The 3,543-nt window shown below is 42.7% G+C and carries 5 protein-coding genes; 2 read left to right on the top strand and 3 right to left on the bottom strand.

Annotated features, from left to right (window positions below):
• Both B7C60_RS01460 and B7C60_RS01455 read right to left on the bottom strand, forming a co-directional pair.
• On the bottom strand, positions 1-611 hold a 611-nt coding region (locus B7C60_RS01460), incomplete at its 3' end, for a YceH family protein (protein WP_099610129.1).
• A 96-nt stretch (positions 612-707) separates the two neighbouring features.
• Positions 708-941, bottom strand: coding sequence for a hypothetical protein (locus tag B7C60_RS01455; RefSeq protein ID WP_099610123.1), 234 nt, complete (start codon positions 939-941; stop codon positions 708-710).
• 174 nt (positions 942-1,115) lie between these two features.
• On the opposite strand from B7C60_RS01455, the gene B7C60_RS01450 reads away from it, so the two are divergent.
• Together B7C60_RS01450 and B7C60_RS01445 are read left to right on the top strand one after the other, a co-directional pair.
• Positions 1,116-1,436 (top strand): DUF496 family protein, encoded by a 321-nt coding sequence (locus B7C60_RS01450; RefSeq protein ID WP_099610122.1) that lies wholly within the window; start codon positions 1,116-1,118, stop codon positions 1,434-1,436.
• Positions 1,437-1,740: 304 nt separating this feature from the next.
• A complete protein-coding gene (locus tag B7C60_RS01445; RefSeq protein WP_099610121.1) occupies positions 1,741-1,986 on the top strand; it encodes a YgjV family protein in 246 nt (81 codons plus the stop codon).
• A gap of 165 nt (positions 1,987-2,151) precedes the next feature.
• On the opposite strand, the gene glpK is transcribed toward B7C60_RS01445, so the two are convergent.
• Positions 2,152-3,543: glycerol kinase GlpK (gene glpK / locus B7C60_RS01440; RefSeq protein WP_245868371.1), on the bottom strand; the 1,392-nt coding region annotated here is incomplete at its 5' end.

Here is a 3,543-nt window from a genome sequence, read left to right as displayed (position 1 = left end):
CGTAGCTCTGCGACTTCTTCACGCAAAGCAGCCACTTCTAATGCTAATGTTTCAACTTGAGAAGAGGCGGGTTCAACCACAGAGCTTGCTGAAAAACTGGCAAGATCAACCTCACCACAAAACAAGTGATGGTATCGAGACTCTCGTTTGCCAGGCTCACGCGGCAATTTCACCACGAGATCTCGTTCAACTAACTGATCTAAGGTGGCTTCGGTTTGCTTAACATCACTAAAGCTGCATAAACGATTGGTGCGAGTTCTCAATTCACCAGGGGTTTGAGGCCCTCGCAGTAATAAACAGCACACTAATGCAAGTTCTTGTTCATCTAGTTTTAAATCACCAAATTCTGTATTACAAAAGCGGTGCTGGTATTTACGAGTGCGGCTATTAAAACTACTTTCATCACTAACTAAACGACGTGCAATGAGCGCTTCAACCGTATCTTGCACCTCTGCTTCTGACAATGAGAGAACAGGATCACGGTTACTTTTCTGATTACAAGCTGTCGTTAAACTATTAAGCGTTAGCGGGTAGTGATCCGGAGTGGTAATGGCTTTTTCAATCAAGCAGCCAATAACTCTAGCTTCTAAGTGGGAAAGTTCATTCTGCATTTCTGCTTCCTTATTATCTAAGAGCGTCACGGCCCTAAAATTAACTTTTGGGGTCACGACTTTTCATCTTGCTCAGGCATCAGTACTCACTAATGCTTAATGCTCTAGAATGCAGGCTAGACCAATTAACCGGCCATATTGATCGAGCATGACAATACTAGCGCGGTTTAATTCTATTTCGTGTAGGGCAAGGTTTTGCCGTTCATCTAGATAGGCTTGGCAAAATTTCTGTTGTTGCTCAGTCAGGCAAGACTTCGCTTTTGAGCTTGGAACAACAATTTGTGAGCATGACATAATTAAATTAGTTGTTTCATGTTTCATAAAATACATGATATAGCGCCTTCTGATTGATGTACACTAGCACTATATCTAAGGCCCTCAAAAACCACACATTCTGGTGATTTATTCAGCAATATGTCATGAGGTTTGATCTTAGGTCTGTTATGCGTCTTAACGATGTGCTTTAATCTCTGGTAGTGGTATTTATGATAGGAAAAGGGATCTATGAACAGCGTATTTGAAATTGTGAGCTTAGCTCGTCGTAAAAACAAACTGAAACGTGAATTGCTCGATAACGAAAAGAAAGTTCGTGATAACCGTAAACGTGTAGATCTACTAGAAAATTTAGTCGACTACATTAAACCAGACATGACTCAAGAAGAGATCATCGAAATTGTCAAAAAAATGAAGTCAGACTACGAAGATCGTGTCGATGACCACATCATTAAAAGTGCTGAAATTTCTAAAGAGCGTCGTGAAATTAGCCGCCGAATTCGTGAACTCACTGAGCAAGATAAGCTCATGACTCAAGGCGGTAAAAAATAAACTCACCTCTGAGTACTTCTTTGTCGATATAAGTCCGCAATAAGCGGACTTTCTTTTTCGAGACAACTTCTCTGAATAGTTCAACAGATAACGTAATAACAAAACTATTATTAGCGTTAATCGTTTGCGTAATCGCTAACCTTCTCCGAAGCTCTTTTTAACGGTTTTACCTCAGATTAACCATTGTTATAGTTTCGATTAGAAAAATTAATTTCGCCCTTTCGGTAAGGCTTTGTCCATTTTCATCATGAAAAACAGCGTGCCACTACTGACCCGGTTTGGGCCAACAGCAAGAGGATAAATAATGGATGTGATTGAAATCATGGGCTACGCTGCCTCAATTATGGTCGCTATCTCCTTAACGATGAAAGACATCGTTAAACTAAGAATATTAAACTTTATCGGTTGTGCTTTATTCGTTGTTTACGGATTAATGATTGATGCTTGGCCTGTCGTGGCAACCAATGCCTTTATCGCTTGTGTTAATGTCTACTTTTTAGTGAAGATGCAACAAGCAAAAAAGGCTGAAGGCGTACAAAGCGCCGCCTAAATACCCCAAGTAAGATAGCAGAGTCGATGGTAAAGATTCAGTGAACCCGATGCACCATAAAAACGATGCAAGTGGAGCAAACCAATACAGCCAATAGCACTGCTATCTTCAAATAAAAAAACGATAGCCCGACGCTCTGCCGGGCTTAGTCATCATGAGCCATTATTACTCGTCTTCGTAATGTAATTCAGCCCAAGACTGAGCGCATTTCACGGCACGTTTCCAACCGCGATAGCGACGTTGACGCTTCTCTTCATCTTGATGTGGCATAAATGAACGATCAATTTCTGCTTTATTCTGCAGCTCTTCTAACCCATCCCAGAAACCAACGGCAATCCCCGCTAAGTAAGCGGCTCCCAATGCGGTCACCTCTGTAACTTTAGGACGATGAACTTCCGTATCAAGCACATCGGATTGGAACTGCATTAAAAAGTTATTGGCTACCGCCCCTCCGTCGACACGCAGCGCCGCCAATTTAATACCAGAATCCGCCTGCATCGCATCCAACACATCACGCGTTTGGTAAGCAATGCTTTCTAATGTCGCACGGATAATATGGTTAGCATTCACGCCACGTGTTAATCCAACAATGGTACCGCGCGCGTACGCATCCCAGTAAGGCGCACCAAGCCCAGTAAAGGCAGGAACAACGTACACGCCATTCGACGTGTCGACTTTTGTTGAAAAATATTCTGAATCATGAGCATCGGAGATCAATTTCAATTCATCACGCAGCCACTGGATAGAGGCTCCCCCCATAAAGACCGCACCTTCTAATGCATAAGCTGGTTCGCCTTTCGGGCCACAGGCTAATGTGGTGAGCAAGCCATTTTTAGAGATAACTTTTTCTTGCCCAGTATTCATTAACAAGAAACAACCTGTACCATAAGTATTTTTCGCCTGCCCCGCTTGCACACACATTTGACCGTATAAAGCCGCTTGTTGATCACCGGCAATACCCGCAATAGGGATCCGTGTTCCTCCCTTGCCTCCAATGTTAGTTTGGCCATAAATTTCGGAAGAAGATCTCACTTCTGGCATCATATTAAGCGGAATATCAAATTCTTTTAATATTTTCTCATCCCAGTGTAATTTATTGATGTTAAATAACATGGTTCGAGATGCATTGGTATAATCCGTCACATGAACTCGGCCTTGAGTCATCTTCCAGACCAACCAAGTATCCACGGTTCCAAACAATAACTTACCCGCTTCGGCATCTTCGCGTGCCCCTGGCACATTATCCAGAATCCATTTGATTTTGGTGCCTGAGAAATAAGGGTCAAGCAATAGTCCAGTATTTTCTCGAATATAGGCTTCTAGCCCTTCACGCATCTTCAATGTTTCGCAAATTTCGGCCGTACGACGGCATTGCCACACGATGGCGTTGTAAACCGGCTTTCCTGTTTCTTTATTCCAAACAATCGTTGTTTCACGTTGGTTAGTAATCCCGATTGCCGCAACTTCATCGCTACGAATACCAGATTTACCCAACACTTCAACCAAGGTTGACGTTTGAGTTGCGTAAATTTCCATTGGATCGTGTTCAACCCATCC

The sequence above is a fragment of the Vibrio fujianensis genome, from assembly GCF_002749895.1.
Taxonomy (GTDB): domain Bacteria; phylum Pseudomonadota; class Gammaproteobacteria; order Enterobacterales; family Vibrionaceae; genus Vibrio; species Vibrio fujianensis.
This window is presented reverse-complemented; position numbering and strand designations above follow the sequence as displayed.

Bases quoted from the DNA above. Each gene is read 5' to 3' on its own strand.
- B7C60_RS01455 (WP_099610123.1), bottom strand. From the start codon at position 941: ATGTATTTTATGAAACATGAAACAACTAATTTAATTATGTCATGCTCA.
- B7C60_RS01445 (WP_099610121.1), top strand. From the start codon at position 1,741: ATGGATGTGATTGAAATCATGGGCTACGCTGCCTCAATTATGGTCGCT.
- B7C60_RS01450 (WP_099610122.1), top strand. From the start codon at position 1,116: ATGAACAGCGTATTTGAAATTGTGAGCTTAGCTCGTCGTAAAAACAAA.